The 18445-nt window shown below is 56.4% G+C and carries 19 protein-coding genes, 1 tRNA gene and 1 pseudogene; 5 read left to right on the top strand and 16 right to left on the bottom strand.

What is annotated here, in order from left to right; genetic code table 11:
* Positions 1–122 precede the first annotated feature (122 nt).
* Positions 123–731: an invasion associated locus B family protein gene (locus MHN28_RS01230; protein ID WP_239335168.1), complete on the top strand. Its 609-nt coding sequence runs from the start codon at positions 123–125 to the stop codon at positions 729–731.
* A gap of 66 nt (positions 732–797) precedes the next feature.
* Here MHN28_RS01230 and MHN28_RS01225 read toward each other — a convergent pair whose 3' ends face one another.
* From MHN28_RS01225 to MHN28_RS01205, 5 genes are read right to left on the bottom strand one after another with little or no spacing between them, the layout of a single operon-like run.
* Positions 798–2006 carry a beta-ketoacyl synthase gene (locus tag MHN28_RS01225; protein ID WP_239335167.1) on the bottom strand — a complete coding sequence of 403 codons (1209 nt, stop codon included), beginning with the start codon at positions 2004–2006 and terminating at the stop codon, positions 798–800.
* Between the two features lie 9 nt (positions 2007–2015).
* Entirely contained in the window at positions 2016–2273 is a 258-nt protein-coding gene (locus MHN28_RS01220) for an acyl carrier protein (protein WP_239335160.1), read from the bottom strand.
* Positions 2274–2305: 32 nt separating this feature from the next.
* Complete coding sequence (gene lpxD / locus MHN28_RS01215; RefSeq protein WP_239335158.1) at positions 2306–3397, bottom strand: UDP-3-O-(3-hydroxymyristoyl)glucosamine N-acyltransferase; 1092 nt, start codon at positions 3395–3397, stop codon at positions 2306–2308.
* 36 nt (positions 3398–3433) lie between these two features.
* A complete protein-coding gene (locus tag MHN28_RS01210) occupies positions 3434–5038 on the bottom strand; it encodes a murein L,D-transpeptidase (protein WP_239335156.1) in 1605 nt (534 codons plus the stop codon).
* Between the two features lie 13 nt (positions 5039–5051).
* A complete protein-coding gene (locus MHN28_RS01205; protein WP_239335154.1) occupies positions 5052–5309 on the bottom strand; it encodes a hypothetical protein in 258 nt (85 codons plus the stop codon).
* Between the two features lie 83 nt (positions 5310–5392).
* On the opposite strand from MHN28_RS01205, the gene MHN28_RS01200 reads away from it, so the two are divergent.
* The 3 genes and pseudogenes from MHN28_RS01200 to MHN28_RS01190 all read left to right on the top strand — a co-directional run.
* On the top strand, positions 5393–5962 hold the full coding sequence (locus MHN28_RS01200) for a DUF882 domain-containing protein (RefSeq protein WP_239335152.1): 570 nt from the start codon (positions 5393–5395) through the stop codon (positions 5960–5962).
* A gap of 447 nt (positions 5963–6409) precedes the next feature.
* On the top strand, positions 6410–6586 hold the full coding sequence (locus MHN28_RS01195) for a hypothetical protein (protein WP_239335150.1): 177 nt from the start codon (positions 6410–6412) through the stop codon (positions 6584–6586).
* 231 nt (positions 6587–6817) lie between these two features.
* A pseudogene (locus tag MHN28_RS01190) lies at positions 6818–7288 on the top strand (helix-turn-helix domain-containing protein); the annotation flags it as partial.
* 725 nt (positions 7289–8013) lie between these two features.
* On the opposite strand, the gene MHN28_RS01185 reads toward MHN28_RS01190, so the two are convergent.
* Entirely contained in the window at positions 8014–9402 is a 1389-nt protein-coding gene (locus MHN28_RS01185; RefSeq protein WP_239335148.1) for a PLP-dependent aminotransferase family protein, read from the bottom strand.
* Between the two features lie 113 nt (positions 9403–9515).
* Between MHN28_RS01185 and MHN28_RS01180 the strand changes: the two genes are divergently transcribed.
* On the top strand, positions 9516–10379 hold the full coding sequence (locus MHN28_RS01180; protein WP_239335146.1) for a DMT family transporter: 864 nt from the start codon (positions 9516–9518) through the stop codon (positions 10377–10379).
* A gap of 162 nt (positions 10380–10541) precedes the next feature.
* Here MHN28_RS01180 and MHN28_RS01175 read toward each other — a convergent pair.
* The 10 genes from MHN28_RS01175 to MHN28_RS01130 form a co-directional block, all read right to left on the bottom strand.
* Positions 10542–10618: transfer RNA gene (locus MHN28_RS01175), tRNA-Arg, on the bottom strand.
* Between the two features lie 65 nt (positions 10619–10683).
* The gene (locus tag MHN28_RS01170; protein WP_239335144.1) at positions 10684–11904 is read right to left on the bottom strand and encodes a cysteine desulfurase; all 1221 of its coding nucleotides are present in this window, start codon (positions 11902–11904) and stop codon (positions 10684–10686) included.
* 12 nt (positions 11905–11916) lie between these two features.
* The gene (locus MHN28_RS01165) at positions 11917–12483 is read right to left on the bottom strand and encodes a YIP1 family protein (RefSeq protein WP_239335142.1); all 567 of its coding nucleotides are present in this window, start codon (positions 12481–12483) and stop codon (positions 11917–11919) included.
* The gene (locus MHN28_RS01160; protein WP_239335141.1) at positions 12480–12965 is read right to left on the bottom strand and encodes a YIP1 family protein; all 486 of its coding nucleotides are present in this window, start codon (positions 12963–12965) and stop codon (positions 12480–12482) included. The genes MHN28_RS01165 and MHN28_RS01160 overlap by 4 nt, the downstream gene beginning before the upstream one ends.
* Complete coding sequence (locus MHN28_RS01155) at positions 12965–14245, bottom strand: SufD family Fe-S cluster assembly protein (RefSeq protein ID WP_239335140.1); 1281 nt, start codon at positions 14243–14245, stop codon at positions 12965–12967. The genes MHN28_RS01160 and MHN28_RS01155 overlap by 1 nt, the downstream gene beginning before the upstream one ends.
* Entirely contained in the window at positions 14245–15000 is a 756-nt protein-coding gene (gene sufC, locus MHN28_RS01150; protein ID WP_239335139.1) for a Fe-S cluster assembly ATPase SufC, read from the bottom strand. Before sufC ends, MHN28_RS01155 begins: the two co-directional genes overlap by 1 nt.
* A 51-nt stretch (positions 15001–15051) precedes the next feature.
* Complete coding sequence (locus MHN28_RS01145; RefSeq protein WP_239335138.1) at positions 15052–15255, bottom strand: hypothetical protein; 204 nt, start codon at positions 15253–15255, stop codon at positions 15052–15054.
* Positions 15255–16775 (bottom strand): Fe-S cluster assembly protein SufB, encoded by a 1521-nt coding sequence (sufB, locus tag MHN28_RS01140; protein WP_239335137.1) that lies wholly within the window; start codon positions 16773–16775, stop codon positions 15255–15257. Before sufB ends, MHN28_RS01145 begins: the two co-directional genes overlap by 1 nt.
* A gap of 18 nt (positions 16776–16793) precedes the next feature.
* On the bottom strand, positions 16794–17837 hold the full coding sequence (locus tag MHN28_RS01135; RefSeq protein WP_239335136.1) for a cysteine desulfurase family protein: 1044 nt from the start codon (positions 17835–17837) through the stop codon (positions 16794–16796).
* Positions 17838–17888: 51 nt separating this feature from the next.
* Positions 17889–18347 (bottom strand): Rrf2 family transcriptional regulator, encoded by a 459-nt coding sequence (locus MHN28_RS01130; RefSeq protein WP_239335135.1) that lies wholly within the window; start codon positions 18345–18347, stop codon positions 17889–17891.
* Between the last annotated feature and the right edge of the window lie 98 nt (positions 18348–18445).

Raw genomic sequence — 18445 nt, 5'->3', positions numbered from 1 at the left:
CAGGCCGCGCCTGTCTGGGCGGCAAAAATTCGTTCACATCCTGAAATGGCCCACCTTAGCCCCTGACAGCATGAACCAACGGTGATAGACCAAAGCAAAATAAACACATTGCCGAGGCATTCATGATCAAGAACACTCTATCCGTCAGCCTGATGACTGCCGCCCTGTGGTGCGGGGCAGCTTACGCTCAGGAAGCGACGCAAGAAGCCGAACAACAGCCCGAAACTTCGCAGACCGAGGCCGGAAACGGGCTGGATCTGGGTGAGTCCGGACCGCGCGTTGGCGAGCAATATATCAAGGAAGAAAAAGGCGATTGGTCGATCCTGTGCATCAAAACCAATGAAGACGAAGACCCTTGTGCGATGCGTCAGATTTTGACTGGTGAGCAAGGCCAACCGATTGCGGAAATCACCATTGAAAGGCTGCCTGAGGGCGCTGCTGCCGTCGCGGGTGCTACGGTGGTCGTACCTCTTGAAACGATGCTGCAAGCGCAGCTCGCTCTGTCCGTGGATGGCGCACCGGGCAAGCGCTATGACTATCATCACTGCAACCCCGTCGGTTGCCTCGCGCAACTGGGCTTTACTCAAGGAGATGTTGACGCGATGAAAGCGGGCACCAAGGCAACCCTGTCGCTGGTTTCCGTCCTCGCACCCAGTCAACTGTTGGAAATGGAAGTGTCACTGGCGGGCTTCACAGCCGGTTTCGACGGCCTGAAAGTCCTGCAAAACTAAGCTTTCCCAAAACGACAAAGCGCCGCCGAACTGCCTCGGCGGCGCTTTTGCGTTGGATCACTCGATCTACACCCGCTTAAGGGCCAGCACTGCGTTGAGCCCGCCAAACGCAAACGCGTTGCTGAGCGCCACGTCCACCTTTGCCTCACGCGCTTCGTTCGGCACCACGTCCAGCGCACATTCCGGATCCGGCTCTTCATAGCCAATGGTTGGGGCGATAACGCCATCCCGAAGCGCCATGATACAGGCCAGCAATTCCACCGCACCGGTGCCCCCGATCAGGTGTCCATGCATTGATTTGGTCGACGAAATCATCAATTCATCGGCGTGTGGGCCAAATACATCCGCGACAGCCGCGCACTCTGTCTTGTCATTGGCCGCAGTGCCCGTGCCGTGCGCGTTGATGTACCCAACTTTGTCAGCACTCAGGCGCGCATCCGACAGCGCCCCCGACATGGCACGGGCCGCGCCCTGCTTGCTGGGCATCACGATGTCCGACGCATCCGAGGACATTGCGAACCCAACAACTTCGCACAGGATATCGGCACCACGGGCGCGAGCATGTTCGTATTCTTCGAACACAAAAACACCGGCGCCTTCGCCCTGAACCATACCGTTTCGGTTGGCGCTGAACGGACGGCATGCGTCTTTGGACATCACGCGCAGCCCTTCCCAGGCTTTAACGCCGCCAAAGCACAGCATGGATTCCGACCCACCGGTCAGCATCGTCGGCGCCGCGCCACTGCGGACCATCTGGAACGCCTGCGCCATTGCGTGGTTTGAAGACGCGCAGGCCGTCGAAACGGTGAAACTAGGGCCTTTGAGGTTGTGCTCCATCGACACGTGGCTGGCGGCCGCATTGTTCATCAGCTTGGGCACTACAAAGGGGTGCACTCGGTTCTTACCGTCTTCGTAAACCGAGCGGTAATTGTCATCCCAGGTCGAAACACCTCCACCGGCGGTGCCTAAAACCACGCCGGAACGGGCGGCAAGTTCGCCGTGAAACTCAATCCCGGATTGATCTATCGCTTCTTTCGCAGCGGTCAGAGTGAATTGCGTGAACCGGTCGTAAAGGCTCATCTGCTGCCGGTTAAAGCGGCCCTCGGCCTCGAAACCCCGGACCTGACCGCCGATCTTGATGGCCAGCCGGTCGACATCACGAAACTCAAGCTCGGAAATACCGCAGCGCCCTTCGCGCATCGCCTCTAAGGTATCGGGCACCGAATGGCCCAGCGAATTGATTGTACCGGCCCCGGTAATGACGACGCGTTTCATGGGATTATGTCAGACCTTTTCCGACACCAGCTTTTCGATACCGGCGATAATCTTCGCCACGTTCGAAATATCAAAGTCGCTGGCGCTCGGTTCATTGGCATTGAATGGAACCGAGATATCGAACTCTTCCTCGATGGCAAAGATGCTTTCGACCAGTCCGAGGCTGTCGATACCCAGATCTTCGAGCGTACTCTCTGGGGTCACATCCGATGGCTCCAGCACGGCCTGCTCTGCAATGATTGCGATGACGCGGTCGCTGATGCTCATGTCGATCCTCTGATTATCATGTTGTGGTTGATTTAATCGCTCGGAGCCTGTTTGGAAACAGCCTTTTTCAGCGCCTCTACGTCACGGGCCAGCCGCGGCAGGCGACGTTGCGCTTTGTAAATCTCTGTATGGGTTTCCATTTTGACGCCCGGGTAGCCCATAATCACACGTCCCTTGGGCACGTTGGACAGGATTTTCGTACCGCCGCCCGCGATGACTCCATCCCCTATGAAAATGTTGTCCACCACTCCGGTCTGCCCACCCAGAACGACATTATTGCCGATTTCCACGGACCCTGACACGCCTGTTTGCCCGCACAAAAGACAATCCCGACCGACGCGCGTGTTGTGCCCGACATGAACCAGATTATCGAGTTTTGAACCGTCTCCGATACATGTGTTCCGGATGGTCCCATTGTCGATGGTGCAATTCGATCCAACCTCGACATCATTGCCAATTTCAACAGCGCCAAGAGAGTGGATACGCAGCCAGCTTTGCGCGCGTGCTTCGCCCTGATCGCCCATGGTCTTGCGCGCGTTCTCGGCACCTGAGACTTCTGGCGTTACAAAGCTGAACCCATCGCCACCGATCCGCGCACCTGGTTGTGCGATGAAACGGTCGCCAATTTGGGCTCGCGCGCCAATGCTCACCATCTCACGCAAAACAATCTTGTCGCCCAGAACTGCGTCCATTCCGATCACGCAGTGGGGGCCGATGACGGAGCCTTTGCCGATGCGTACCCGCGCGCCGATGACCGCCAAAGGGCCGATTGAGGCTCCCTCGCCAATTTCCGCAGTCGGGTCGATCACGGCCGAGGGATGAATACCGGGCTCAACCCCCTGCCCGCGATCCAGCATCGCGGTGATCCCAGCCATCGCCATGCGGGGACGCGGCACAAAAACCGCGGCCTCCAGCCCCATTGCCTTCCAGTCCGCGCCTTCCCACAAGACAGCAGCGCGAGCAGAGCCCGCGCTCAGCGCGTCGGCGTATTTCGGTGACATCGCCATGGCCAGATCTGTCGGCCCGGCATCGGCCGGTTCTGCGGCGCGCTCTATAACGACGCTCAGATCGCCCTGGCTGTCTGCGCCCAAGGCTTCTGCAATTTGCTCAATGGTATACTGCATGACGGGCTTCCCGGATTGAGGACCTGCCCTCGGTGCTTACCCCTGAACGTCCGGCAGGGCTACCCCTGCTTTCTGCAGAGCCTCCCAGATTTTGCGATCGCGGTCATAGACATCGCGACGATACTGCACTTCGCCCTTCGGACCGATATAGGCCGTGCGATAGATCAGGTGGACCGGCACGTGCTTTTCAAGCTGGACAGTCGTTTCCTTGCCAGTCGCCAACACACGGTGGAAGAAAGCCTTGGGGTCTTCCTCTTGCTTGGCCAGCAGCGCATAGGCGAACTCAAACGGTTGCGCCAGTCGGATACAACCGTGCGAGAACGCCCTCACCTCACGCGCGAACAGGGATTTCTGAGGCGTATCATGTAGATAGATGTTGTACTTGTTGGGGAACATGAACTTTACCAGCCCCAGAGCGTTGCTTTTGCTGGGGGGCTGACGCATCGCAAACGGGAAGTTCCGGGTGTTGAACTTGGTGAAATCCACAGCGCCCCGATTCACCACTCGCCCACTACGGTCCGTAATCTGGATATGGCCCACGGCGTTGGGATTCGACTTCAACTTTGGCAGATATTCCTTCGTTATGATCGAGCGTGGCACATACCAACTGGGGTTGATGACCATATGCTCCATCTCGTCCGAGAATTCCGGGCTGCGACGGTCATGCACGTTTTTGCCGATCACCGCACGGGTTTCAAAGGTGACCAGACCATCGTCGACGATCTTGGCCGAAAAATCGGCCTGATTCACCAGAATGTGACGCTCACCCCGTTCGCGTGGCAACCAGCGCTCGCGTTCCAGCGCGACATAGACAGCCTTAAGCCTTTCGGAAGCGCTGCGGTTAAGCTCGGTGATGGTACCTTGTCCGGCCACACCATCCGGCGCCAGACCGTGCGTCTGCTGGAACTCCTGAACCGCAGCCAGCATGGCATCGTCGAAGACCGGGCTTGCCGTTGACCGCAGATATCCCATCGCAATCAATCGGTTACGCAGCTTAATTACATTAGGGCCGGTGTCACCGTGCTCAAGCTTATCCTCAGGAACGCCAACACCCCAGCCACCCTGGCTGACCAGCGCCTCAAGCGCAATTTTTTGCTTCATCAACGCCCGGTACTGGGTCGATTGCGGTGCGAGCTGATCAAAATAAGCATCGCCATCCGCATCAAGCAATTCCTGCAGATGCTCCGAAGCAGATCGCCGCACAACCTTGCGGACCAGCCCGTCATCAATGCTGGACGGACGCAGAGCACCCGAATACAGATCACCTGCGTAATTTACGAATGCCTTGCTGAGCGCAACTTCAACCGCTCCCAAATCGCGGAGAGAATTGGCTTCCTGCATTTGGGTCAAAAGCGATTGCACGTCATACGGCCCATCGGGAAGACCGTGCAGATGCGTCGAAGACAGCTCTTTGATCAATCGAGCCCGCCGCGCCTCGTGCGCCGCCGTATTACCAACCCAGATCGGCGAAAAGCCACTAGTACGATAAAAATCGGCAATGCCAGACCCTGCCGAGGCAAACTCGGCCACGGCCATCTGAAAGGCCGTCTCAGTGGATGTCTGTGCAGATGCCACAGAGGCTGACGCCGAGATGCAAGCGGCGAAAATGAGACTCGTTGGCAACCGAAAAAATGCTCGCATGGGATGACCCTGATTATTCAATAACTTGCGCATTCTGAGGCGCGTGCCGAACAAATATGGTTTTCAGCGGGACATTTTGTCCATTCACAAATACATCAATTTGCCGCATCAGTTTTTTCCTGATGCGCGTTTGCATCGGCCATGTTGCGCCAAAGCCTAATTGCCTCAATATTATACCAAATTGCATCACCTGCGCAAAAAACTGCCGAAAATTCCCCCTTGAAAAGATGAATGTGAAAGATTTCTTGGCTGCCTTTTGCGACTGTGTCATAAATCCCGCATCTGGGATGGGAAAAAATTAAGATCGCGCGCGTAACATCGTGTGCAGGCAGGAACAGTACGGGACGAAACTAAATGACCACGAGCAGTACATCGGGCTTGACCCGGCGTGCCCTATTGGGCGCATTCGCGGCAACAGCAATTGTAGCAGCACCGACCTATTCCAATGCAGCAGGTTTTTTGCGTGGCGGCGGCGATATCCGTCGTATCCGCATGTACTCGGGCCGCACCGGTGAGCGGATCGATATGATCTATTGGGTCGACGGCAAGTACATCAAGGACGCCGTAAAGGAAGTGAACCACTTCATGCGCGACTGGCGGACCGACCAGGTCAAGTCCATGGACCTGCGCACCATCGACATCATGGCCGCTTCTCACAATCTGCTGGATGTCAATGAACCCTATATGCTCCTGTCCGGCTACCGCTCTCCGCAAACAAACGCGATGCTCCGATCGCGGTCACGCCGAGTGGCCAAAAACTCGTTGCACATGAAGGGCCAGGCAGCTGACCTGCGGCTGTCCTCGCGTTCGGTTTCTCAGATGGCCAAGGCGGCCATGTCCTGCCGCGCCGGCGGCGTCGGCAAGTACTACCGTTCGAACTTCGTCCATATGGATTGCGGTGAAGTCCGGTCCTGGGGCGGCTAAACCCCGCCAAATCACGTTTCGTTTCTGACCGTTATCGAGCGCCGCCAGGCGCTCTTTTGCGTTTAGCCGGCACTTTCCCGACTTTTTGGAGAAAAACCAGGTTTTCGAACTTGTTTGTGGGATCAGCGCAGACCTCGGAGAGCATTGACCTCAGGCTTCCGCCATTGAAACGAAACAAACCTGGACGAGCAGCAAACATTCACAAATGCCGCCTCAACACTTCCCCGCTCGGTTGATCCGCTAACGCGCTGCTGGGGGGCACCTATGCCGGTAACGCCCACCTTAATATCAAGGGCAGTCAAGCGGATGATCTGCGGAAACAACGGCGAATCCCAAGTCTTTTTTCCCACATGGCAGACAACCATAAACAAAAAACTTGCCACTCGAGCCGTGCGACGTCCAATCTGTTAAGGTTATGTTCAAAATGGACATTTACGGAGTAGGCACATGATCACGACAATCATCAACGTCATAGCCTTTTTCCTGCTGGCCGCAGCGCTGTACCTTGCGTACCAAGCCGGAGAGTTCCGGCATCAAATCAAGGATAGCGACGACACGCCGCCGGTTGTTGTATTCCCAATCGTCGCTGCACTGGCCGCCTATCTGCTGCTGGTTTTTACGTGATCTACCCCAACGAGAAGCCGCACTTATTATTGGCATGGCTTCTTCGCGTGGAGAATAAGCCGCACCAAACCCTGTCAGAAAATCTCCCGATGTCGCAATTCTAGCGAACGCTCTTACCTGCGCCATCGGGGAACTCCAATCACTAGATTACCCATGTGCCTACCTGTAGATATGCCGTTACTCGCGGGACATTTCCTTTGACCTCCCAACGTTGGGAAGAAGGAGATGACGATGAATCAGGACAAGCGCGAGGTTCGGCGCAAATTACGGATACTCCGCCACGCTGAAGAAACCGGTCGTGTTGTGAAGACATGTCGGTATTTTGGAATAGCAAGATCGGCATTCTATCGATGGCGCCAGGCTTATGCGGAACGCGGCGAGGCTGGCCTGGTTAATGCGCCCCCGATCCCACGGTGGCACGCCAATAGAACGCCGCTCGAGCGTGAAGAGAAGGTGCTGCATCTTCGTCGCAAGTATCATCTGGGGCCAATGCGAATTGTTTGGTACCTTGAGCGCTATCACGGGATTAAGATATCTGATGCGACTGTTTCTCGGATTCTTCGTCGCCATGGTATGAACCGTCTTCCACGCGGCACCCGCATGCGCAAGGTTCAAACGAAACGATATCAAAAGCAGGTCCCAGGACATCATATCCAGATGGACGTCAAATTCTTGACCTTCAAAGGCAAAAAAGGGAGAAAAAGTACGGCGCGATCAGGAACAGATCACCGTCAATCACAGCATAGCGATCCGCGACAAACCCATCCGGAAGGATGATAGCGGTCAAGCCGTCGGTGTCCACAACTAAACGGAACAACCCGGGCTTGTCTGCCAGAGTTGCGGCCAATTGGGTCGGTGATACCTCATCAGGAAACCGGTAAACCTGCTCAACAGTAACTTTTCCCAAATCTCTGCCATCATCACGTCGAAACGCCAATTTGATAAGAATATATTAACACTTGGCTCGACATTGCCCAACCGTGTGCAGTTCAATGCTTATCTTACCGCATTTGGGGTATACCCCCATGTAAATCGGCGCGTCGGGTTGAATGGGCAAAACCAAGCAGACGAAGAATTGCTGCAAAAAAAGCCATTAGATCTGCTGTCTGGTGCCGTGACAGCGCGGAGGGCATTGCTGAAGAGCAGCACAGGTTAGAGTCGACCAGTGACCCAAATCAATTGAAAACTTGAGTATTTAGGCGGGACCACATCCGTTAACCACGCACCATCGTCTGCTCAACAGAAAAGATGGCCGGCTCAATGTATGTTACCTTTTCTGACCCGGAGTACAGGGGGGGGAACCTGCGCCTTCGCCCAAGTTGTTCCGCTGTGCTATTGCCTCGCGATGCCGTCACTTCCATTGCTGCTCATTGAAGGCTTTAGCGTGGGAGTGTTTTTGTTCCTCTTCGTTTTGAAAGCGGAGATTTCTATTTCACCGAATACATCAATTCGTGGAGCAGGTTCACATGAGCCTTTCCGGCCATCTGGCTTACGTTGAAACGTAGAAACGAACCTTTGGATTGAGTTGGGCTGAAAACATTCCCGGGTGCAAGGACAACACCCTTTTGCAGACCTGCCCGCGCGACCATCGCGGCATCCGCGCCATCGGGAAGCTCGCACCAAAGGTAAAATCCGCCCCTGGGTTTCACAAAGGGCCTAACAGCCAACGCTTCCAGGTCCGCTATCGAACGCGCGCGGGCTCGATCCAATTTGGTTCGGAGCGCCTCCATATGTTTGCGATAGCTGCCATCGATGAGGGCGGCGTGCAGTAGTTCCGTCACCATTGGGCTGGGGCCGCCGAAACTGATCGCGACTTGCAGGTCGGTCAGGGTCTCGATCCAATCCGGTCGCGCCGCTATGTAACCGCAGCGCAGCGATGCAGACAGGGTTTTGGAAAAACTGCCGACTGTCAGAACACGATCCAAACCATCCAGAGACGCCAGACGCGGCGACAGATCCGGTTCGAACTCGGAAAAGATAGCGTCTTCTACAATTCGTAAGTCATAGGCCTCAGCCAGCGATAAGACACGGTGTGCGGTCGCAGCCGTGATCGTCGCACCTGTTGGATTATGCAGCGCAGAGTTGGTCAGGTAGAGCCGCGGGCGCTCGTTTCTGAGCACGTTTTCGAATGCAGAAAGGTCCGGACCACTGAGTGTGTAAGGGACACTTACGATGGTAATCTGATGCGCTCTCAGAAGCGCCTGGAAATTGAAATAACACGGATCATCCACCAACACCTTGTCGCCTGGCTTGAGAAGGAACCTACAAATCAAGTCCAACGCCTGCGATCCCGAGTTGGTAAGCAGAACGCTATCGGGATTCACATCTATCTGCTGATCGCTCAACATCCGTGCCACATACCGCCGCAGACCAGAATGCCCCTGCGCGCTGCCATAGTCTGTCAGCACATTTTCTGCGCGGCGCGATACTTGGCGCATGGCCCGCCGCAGCGACTCGACCGGCATCCAGTCAGCCGGCATCCAGCCACATCCCGGCTTCTCCATCTCCTCCCCGGCATCAATCGATTGTCGGGCAACCCAAAGCGGATCAATCTCCCGCTCGAGCTGCGGCCCGGTCTGCGATACATCGAAGGGCAACACGCGGTCAGCCACAAAGAACCCAGAGCCGCGCCGGGCAAATATGACACCTTCTGCAGCCAAAACATCATACGCCTCCACTACCGTCGACGGAGACACGCTCAATTGAGTGGCAAGGCCGCGAACCGATGGAAGTTTATCGCCGGCACTAAGAGCACGAGACCGGATACGGCGCGTTACATGTTCCATCACAAGGGTTCGGCGGGTTGCTCTGGTCATATCCGCTTTCTCTGTGTGCCACCCATGGGCAGTACAGTTTGCTTTTATTGTACTGTTTTGTATCTGCATTTGCCACATCGCGCCAGCTACAAGGTCCTAAAAAGGACCATTTAATGATGACCTCTTCGTTTTCGGGTTGGGGCAGCGGATTGCTCGGTGTGTTGATTTTCAGCGGATCACTGCCTGCCACACGGGTGGCCGTTGGCGGTCTCGACCCGTTCTTTCTGACATCTGCCCGCGCCGTCCTGGCTGGGCTACTCGCGCTATGCCTGCTTGCCCTGTTCAATGAAAAGCAACCGTCGCGATCAGATCTGAAATCGCTTGTGATCGTGGCCCTGGGCGTGGTGATCGGCTTTCCGCTTTTGACAGCACTGGCCTTACAGCACATCACGGCCGCTCATTCGATTGTCTTTATCGGGCTCTTGCCCTTGGCCACCGCCTCATTCGGCGTGTTGCGTGGCGGTGAGCGCCCGGCCGCCATGTTCTGGGTGTTCTCGGTTTTGGGAAGTGCGGCTGTCGTCTGTTTCGCGCTCAGCCAAAGTGCCGAGGCATCGCTTGTAGGAGATCTGTTTATGGTCGCCGCCATCCTTTTGTGCGGACTGGGCTATGCAGAAGGAGCGCAGTTGTCCCGCCGATTGGGCGGATGGCAGGTAATTTCCTGGGCCCTCGTCTTGTCGCTACCTCTGATGGTGGCTTTGGCGGTTTCGACATGGCCGGTCACATTGAGCGGACTAAGCCTCCCGGTCTGGCTCAGTTTGGGTTACGTTTCGGTCTTTTCGATGCTGGTGGGGTTTGTCTTCTGGTATCGCGGCTTGGCACTGGGCGGCACCGCAGGTGTCGGACAACTTCAACTCCTTCAACCGTTCTTCGGTCTTATCCTTGCAGCTGCATTACTGGCGGAACCCATTGCACCATCCATGATCGCGATTACGATATTTGTGGTGATTTGTGTGGCCGGAGCAAAACGCTTCAGCTGACGGCCTAAAACAACAGTTTAAGAACCCCGTAAGTGGCTGCGACCGAACTGATTGTTCGGGAATTGTACGAAACTGAATTGAAACCAACGGTATCTGAGCTGAATTGAGAAATTCGCGCTCACCATCGTGTCGCCTATACCATTATGATATATAATAATATTGTGGCGCACCTGAGAGGATTCGAACCTCTGGCCTCTGCCTTCGGAGGGCAGCGCTCTATCCAGCTGAGCTACAGGTGCCTTGGCCGTTAGCTAACCTTGTTCCGATCCGGGTGCAACTGGAAATCGACAGCTGCCAAACTGCTTTATGCGAACAAGTCGTGTGCCAGTTCCAGCGCATCGATCAGGGTATCCACCTCATCCGTGGTGTTATACAGACCAAAGCTTGCGCGGCAAGTCGCGGTGACGCCGTAGAAATCCATCAACGGACCGGCGCAGTGGTGGCCGGCCCGGACCGCCACGCCTTTTTTGTCGAGAATCGTCGAGACATCATGTGCATGCCCTGCCCCATCCAGCGTAAAGCTGAAGATGGCGGCCTTGTTCGGGCGCGTGCCCTGAACCTGCAACCAGTTTAACCCCGTCAGTTTCTGCATCGCATAGTCGCGCAGGCCCGCCTCATGCGTGGCAATATTCTCCATCCCCAAATCCATCATGTAATCCAGGGCGACCCCAAGACCGATGGTTTGAACGATGCCAGGTGTACCGGCCTCGAACTTCATTGGCGGGTCGTTGTAGATCACCTGATCCTTGCTGACCTCTTTGATCATGTCTCCGCCGCCTATAAAGGGGCGCATCTCGGCCATGCGTTCTGACTTGATGTAGATCGCGCCCGAACCGGACGGACCGTAAAGCTTGTGACCGGTGATTGCGTAGAAATCGCATCCGATATCCTGCACGTTCACAGGCATATGCACCGCACCCTGGCTGCCATCTACCAGCACCGGAACGCCTTTGGCGTGGGCGCCTTCGGTGATGGCTTTTACATCGACCACGGTTCCCAGAACATTCGAGCACTGTGTCACGGCGACCAGTTTGGTCTTAGGACCGATCGCGTCGATTACGGCCTGCGGATCCAGACCGCCATCCGCGTCCACATCAACCCATTTCAGGACCACGCCCTGACGTTCGCGCAGGAAGTGCCACGGAACGATATTGGCGTGGTGCTCCATCACGCTCAGCACGATCTCATCCCCGGCCTGCAGGCGCGGCATGGCCCAGCCGTAAGCGACAAGATTGATTCCTTCGGTCGTGCCAGAGTTCAGGACAATCTCGTTCTCGTTTGCAGCCCCCAGAAAACGCGCGATGGTGCCGCGAACCGCCTCGTACTTCTCGGTCGCCAGATTCGACAGGAAATGCAGACCGCGGTGAACATTCGAGTATTCCTCGGCATATGCCCGCGTCACCGCATCGATCACGACCTGCGGCTTTTGCGCCGATGCGCCATTGTCCAGATAGGTCAGCGGTTTGCCGTTCACCTCCCGTGAAAGGATCGGAAAGTCAGAGCGAATTTTCTGAACATCATACATGGTCTTCTTTCCCTATACGGGGCCGCCGGGCGTTAGAGCGAGGACAAATGGCACTGCAATCAAGGCAGATAACACTATGACCCCGAAGGACTTTGCAAGCGAACCGAATTGGTGCGCTTCATTGAGGAAATGGAGCGTGACGTAAAGGCTGATCAGCGCGGTGGCGAGCAAAAACATCAGCATAAGGAACGGAAGCGCGATCGTAATGATTAACGTGATCAACAGCGCAGCGATCTGCAGGAACTGCAGCCAGACCGTCAAAGTCAGAATATCGTCAAATGTCGCGCGACCACCCAACATCCGCCCGACAAACAGAAACGCTGCGACACTCAACATCATTGCACCAGCAGACCTGAGCAGGTTCAAAGCGATAGGCTGCGTGGGCGGAACAGGCTCGCCCTCGGGCACCGGGATAAGTTGGTCGATGCCAAGCTGCACAAGACCGTTCAGCACAACGGCAAGGAAGAACGCCAGCCACAAAACCTCCCGCCCCGGACGTAAATCCAGCAAACGCCGCGCTGCCTGGGATGGATTGGTCAGGGTCAGTACACCAAGTTCGACAATGCTAGCAGGGTTCATTCTTGCAACCTTTGTGCTTCGATGAGGCCTGACAGCCAGAACCACAGGACTAAAAAAAACCAGATTGCTCCAACTATTTGCAATGCGGGGCCTGGGCCTAGAAAACCGGCAACAAGACCATGCAGCAACACTACTGGTGTCGATGAGAGGAGGGCCCAGAATAAAGTAAGGCGCGCTCCGTACGACGTTCCATTCCCTCCAAACAGCCGAACCAATCCATGAGACAAGAAAGCCAGAAGATATAGGAGCAACGGAAGAATAAAGACTACTCCGAACAAGCTTGCGCCCATCAAAGCATTCAACTCCACTCCTTCAAAGTGCGCACGTCGTGCCAGACTGGGCAGTTGCGCGATGAACAACACCACGCAGAATGCCATGACAAACACCAACGCCCTGTCCTCGCGCGGGCCAAGGTCAAGCAAGCGGCGCACAACCCGCCCCGGCCCCCGATAGGTGGCCACGATATCTGACGTCAACGGCATCAGATGTGCCGCGACAACCAGCCTTCAAGGCGGTTTACGATGGCCTCGGCCAGCGCTGCGTCCTCGATCTCTTCAACCGCTTCGGCCAGGAACGCCAGCGTCAGCATGTTGGTGGCGTCCTTTACCGGAACACCGCGCGACCGCAGGTAGAACAGAGCCGTCTCATCAATCGCACCCGAGGTCGAACCATGAGAACAGGCGACATCGTCGGCATAAATCTCAAGTTCAGGCTTGGCGAGGAACTGGCTGTCATCATCCAGCAGCAAAGACTGGCTGATCTGGTAACCGTCGGTCTTCTGCGCGCCTTCCTTGACCAAAATCTTGCCCTGGAACACGCCGGTTGCGCCATTGCGCAGAACCTTCTTAAAGACCTGACGGCTTTCGCAATTCACTGCATCATGGGTGATGAAAACAGTATCGTCGTGGTGGAATTCACCGTCGCCGACGCAAGCGCCCGCCACATGGGCAACCGCATCGTCGCCGGTCAGTTCAATCACCTGCTCATTGCGAGTCAGAATGCCATTCACTGTCAAAGTGAAGGATTTGTAGACCGATTCCTGACCCAGACGCGTGAACATGTGCGTAGCCGCACGACGCTCGTGATCCCTGCCCTGCGCGCGCACGTGATGCAACGTACCACGGTCAGCGATGTCGATTTCCATGCACTTGTTGAAACGCGATGCTGCCGGACCGTTTTCGAGGATTGTCACCTCGGCGCCGCTTTCTACACGAACGATGTGGTGCAGCATGGCGTCAGAGGTCTCCGACGCATGGCGATAGATCAGACTGATCGGCTTGGACGGTTTGCCGGTGACATGGATCGCAACCCCGTCCGCCGCAAACGCCGTGTTCAAGGCCGCCAGTGGCCGTTGAACCGGAGATTGTCCGCGCGCTTCAAGAACGCCATACAACTCTTTGGCCCAATGGATATCCTTGCAGCAGATATCTTCGATACGTTCGACTTTTACGCCTTCCAGCTCCAGATCGTCCGATTCCTCGGGGCTGAACACGCCATCGATAAAAACGATTTTCAGGCGGTCGAGATTGCCGAACAGCAGCGGCTCATCCGAATGGAACAGCGCGGCACGTGGCGCTTCGGGCGAAATCAGCGTGTCGGGGCGCGTGTACTTCCAGTACTCGTCGCGCCGACCCGGCAGACCCATCTCCAGCACTCGGGCCAGCGCGTCTTCGCGCGCGGCGCGGGTACATCCGGCGTCGGGCATGGTCAACGTGGCCAGCCGCGCCTCAGTCGCGGTTTGTTTAACTTCGGGCAACGCCATCAGTTCACCTCGGCCAGAATGTCGGCATAACCGTTGTTTTCAACTTCCAGCGCCAGATCAGGACCACCGGTTTTCACGATCCGACCATCTGCCATGATGTGCACAACATCGGGTTTGATGTGGTCCAGCAGGCGCTGATAGTGGGTGATCACCAGGAAGCCACGGCCTTCGTCTCGCAACGCGTTCACACCTTCGGCCACCAGCTTCATCGCATCGACGTCCAGACCCGAGTCCGTTTCGTCTAGGATGCACATCTTGGGTTCCAGCATCGCCATCTGCAGGATTTCGTTGCGCTTCTTCTCACCGCCCGAGAAGCCAACGTTCACCGGACGTTTGAGCATATCCGCGTCGATCTTCAGCGATTTCGCCTTCGCGCGAACCAGCTTAAGGAAATCAGCGGCCGACAGCTCTTCTTCGCCGCGCGCCTTGCGCTGGGCGTTCACGGCAGTGCGCAGGAAGGTCATGTTGCCAACACCCGGGATCTCAACCGGGTACTGGAACGCCAGGAAGACGCCAGCAGCAGCGCGCTCTTCCGGTTCCATTTCCAACAGGTCCTCGCCGTCCAGAGTGGCGGAGCCTTCAGTCACTTCATAACCATCGCGGCCCGACAGCACATAGCTGAGTGTTGACTTGCCCGAACCGTTGGGTCCCATGATCGCATGCACTTTGCCTGCCTCGACGGTAAGGTCGACGCCTTTGAGGATTTGCTTTTCTTCTTCCTCAAGCTTCACGTGCAGGTTTTTGATTTCCAGCATTTTTTGTCCTTTTGCGTAACGCAAGGGGCGTTCGACAGCCCCGGTCTATGTCTATCCCAGCATCCGGCGCATGATGCGTGCAGCGACCCATCCAAGGATCGCTCCACCACCCACAGCCCAGACCGGGTTTATGAATTCCATATGGTTGATGTTTACGTAGGCAACGCCCAGCAGTCCGCCCAGAACCGGGAGCGCGTATCCCACAAGGGTCAACACATCATCCTTACGGAAGGACTTGCCAGGCTTACGCGCCATCAGCCAACCGAGCCTTCCAGTGAGATTGCAACCAGCTGCTGCGCTTCCATCGCGAATTCCATTGGCAGTGCCTGCAGGACGTCCTTGCAGAACCCGTTGACAACCAGTGCCACGGCTTCTTCCTCGTCCATGCCGCGCTGGCGGCAGTAGAACAGCTGATCGTCATCCACTTTGGACGTCGTCGCTTCGTGTTCCACGCGCGACGAGTTGTTGCGAACTTCGATATACGGCACCGTGTGGGCCCCGCATTTGTCGCCGATCAGCAAGCTGTCGCACTGGGTATAGTTGCGGCTGTCCTTGGCCTTGGGGTGCATCGACACCAGCCCGCGATAGGTGTTCTGAGCCTTGCCTGCACTGATCCCCTTGGACACGATACGCGACTTGGTGTTCTTGCCAAGGTGAACCATCTTGGTCCCGGTATCGGCCTGCTGATAGTTGTTGGTAATCGCGATCGAATAAAACTCACCCTGGCTTTCATCACCGCGCAGGATGCAGGACGGGTATTTCCAGGTCACGGCCGAACCGGTTTCAACCTGCGTCCACATCACCTTGGACCGGTCGCCCCGGCAATCGGCACGTTTGGTCACGAAATTGTAGATACCGCCCTTGCCGTTCTCATCTCCCGGGAACCAGTTCTGAACGGTCGAGTACTTCACCTCAGCATCTTCTTCGATGATGATCTCGACAACCGCCGCGTGCAGCTGGGCGGTGTCGCGTTGCGGCGCGGTGCAGCCCTCAAGATACGAGACGTAGGAGCCCTTGTCCGCAATTATCAGCGTGCGTTCGAACTGACCCGTGTTTTCCGCGTTTATGCGGAAATAGGTGCTCAGCTCCATCGGGCAGCGAACGCCCGGTGGGATGTAGACGAACGAGCCGTCCGAGAACACGGCCGAGTTCAGCGTGGCGTAGAAGTTGTCCGAAACCGGAACCACGGAGCCAAGATACTTCTTGACCAGTTCGGGATGCTCTTTGATCGCCTCTGAAATAGAACAGAAGATCACGCCGTGTTTTGCCAGTTCGTCCTGGAATGTCGTACCAACAGAAACCGAGTCAAACACCGCGTCGACCGCGACCTTGCGGCCTTCAGCCGGCATATCCTCAGCGCCTTCAACGCCAGCCAGAATCATCTGTTCTTTCAGCGGGATACCCAGCTTTTCGTAGGTCGCCAGCAGCTTGGGGTCGACCTCGTCCAGAGATTTCGGCTTCTCTTCCATCGATTTGGGACGGGCATAGTAATACTGGTCCTGAAAATCGATCTTAGGATAATGGACCATGGCCCAGTTCGGCTCATCCATCTTGGTCCAGCGTTCAAACGCGGCCAGACGCCATTCGGTCATCCACTCGGGCTCTTCATTCTTTTCCGAGATCAATCGAACGATATCCGGGTTCACGCCCTTGGGGGCGTACTCCATCTCGATATCGGTATCCCATCCGTATTTGTAGGTTCCGACCTCGCGTACCGCATCCACGGTTTCCTGATCGACACCCTCTTTTACCTGGGTCTGGTCCAAAGCGGCCATATGACACCCTCCGTCAGATCACGCGGCGCGCGCGCGATGCTTCTTTTCTTTCTCAAGCCACGTTTCGGCGAAACGCAGCACATCTTCTTCGATCGTCTGAGGACCCAGAGACACGCGGATCGCGCTGGCTGCCGTCACCTCATCATATCCCATGGCGGTCAATACCGCACTGGCCCGGACCTTCCCGCTGGAACACGCAGAGCCTGCACTGACAGCGAAACCCGCCAAATCCATCTGCATGACCTGTGTTTCGCCTTTCCAGCCGGGGGTTGCGAAACACGAGGTATTCGGTAGGCGGTCCCGACCTTTCCCGACAAAAATAGTAGATTTAGAACCAGCCTCAAGGGCATTTTCTAGAATATTTCTAAACTCACGAACCTGTTCCCAGACACCGTTGGCAAGATCCTGAGCAGCTGCTTCGGCTGCGGCCCCGAAACCCGCGATTCCAATGACATTTTCCGTGCCCGAGCGACGGCCCATCTCCTGGCCTCCACCCTTGATCAATGCAGGCAGATCCGTGCCACGTTTCATCACGACGGCACCAATACCTTTCGGTCCACCCAGCTTATGCGCCGAAATCAGCGCCATTTGCGCACCCATCCAGTTAAAGGCAACCGGCAATTTGCCAAACGCCTGAGTCGCATCCGTGACGGCCAAGCCGGGAGGCAACGTCTGGACAATTCCGGTTTCAGAGTTTGCCAGTTGCAGTGCCGATTGAGCGGGGTTGGCCACGTCCACAAGGCCGGATTGAGAGGCCGGTAAATCTTCGATGATCCAAGATCTGATCGCGTCATGTTCAACGGCTGAACCATGGAGATCGCGGCCTGCCAAAGCCAATGCGGCACCTTCGGTCGAACCAGACGTGAACACGATATCCGCCCCATCCGCCCCGAACGCTGCGGCTATCTGCGCCCTGGCGCGTTCGACCAAAGCTTTGGCCGCGCGGCCTTCGGCATGGACCGAAGATGGATTACCGCACAACTCCATTGCGGCCACCATGGCGTCGCGCGCCTCGGGTCGCAGCGGGGTCGTCGCGTTGTGATCCAGGTAAACACGTTTCATAGATACATCTTTTCCCTGACGCAAAACGAGTAAACAGCGATCGGCATCGGATTACTCATCAACCACGGCAAACAGGCTGGGTACAGCGGGGCACGGGGCCAAATCGTTCTTGATCACGTCAGACAGTCGGGTCTGATGCAGAAACACATAGACATGCGCGCTGAGACCTTCCCAAAGACGGTTAGTCAAGGACTGCGCCCTGCTGCCCGAAGACGCCCCTGAAGCACCAGCGCCCTTTTGCAATGCATCTACGGTTTCGTCTACTGCGGCCAGGATTTCGACAACCCGAATCTCTGATGCTGGGCGCGCCAGACGGTACCCACCACCCGGCCCGCGCACTGAGGCAACCAGATCCGCCCTGCGCAATTTGACGAACAACTGCTCGAGGTAAGGCAATGAGATATCCTGACGTTCGGAAATTTCGCTGAGCGTTACCAGCCCGTCTGTCGGCTGCAGAGCGATATCGGCCAATGCGACCATCGCGTAACGACCCTTTGTCGAAAGCTTCATTGTCTTTCCCTCATGGCAGGTTATACGCGAAAACATTGACGCCGCCGCCGCCAGTGCGTATCTCCGACGGGCAGCGCCCTGCGCAATGCATCACAATT

This window comes from Ruegeria sp. Ofav3-42, from assembly GCF_022347725.1.
Taxonomy (GTDB): domain Bacteria; phylum Pseudomonadota; class Alphaproteobacteria; order Rhodobacterales; family Rhodobacteraceae; genus Ruegeria.
The sequence above is the reverse complement of the archived record's forward strand: the minus strand, read 5'-3'. Positions and strand labels throughout refer to the sequence as shown.